Annotated in this window: 1 protein-coding gene; it reads left to right on the top strand. The window is 61.0% G+C overall.

What is annotated here, in order from left to right:
* A partial coding sequence (locus tag J5224_RS35280) for a P1 family peptidase (protein WP_264629421.1) occupies positions 1 to 513 on the top strand: 513 nt, incomplete at both ends.

Below are 513 nucleotides of genomic sequence, written 5' to 3'. Positions count from 1 at the left end.
TACCACGCTGGTGCCCGACGCCATTGCCAAAAACCCTGAACTCGGGCGCTCGCTGCCTACGGTGAACCCGCTGGCGCTGGAATGTAATGACGGCTGGCTGAACGACATTCAGGCATTGTCGGTGACGGAAGCCATAGCGCAGGCCGCACTGCGCAAGGCAGATACCCACTTTGCACGCGGCAGCGTCGGTGCCGGGCGCGGTATGAGCTGCTTCGGTCTGAAAGGCGGTATCGGCACCGCATCTCGTCTGATTCCCAAACTGAATGCCACGCTGGGTGTGCTGGTGCTAGCCAATTTTGGCACGCTGGCATCGCTCACGCTGGATGGATTACACATTGGCCCCTTTATTGAACCGCTGCTTCCCGAGCTGGCGCCACAACGCGATGCAGGGTCAATAATCATCATTATGGCAACCGATGCACCGTTGGATGCACGCCAGCTCGGACGCATCGCCAAACGCGCCGGTGCCGGACTGGGTCGTCTGGGCAGCTATTGGGGCCACGGCTCAGGCGA

The sequence above is a fragment of the Candidatus Symbiopectobacterium sp. NZEC135 genome (assembly GCF_025962695.1).
Note: the sequence above shows the minus strand (reverse complement) of the source record. Positions and strands in the feature narration are given on the sequence as shown.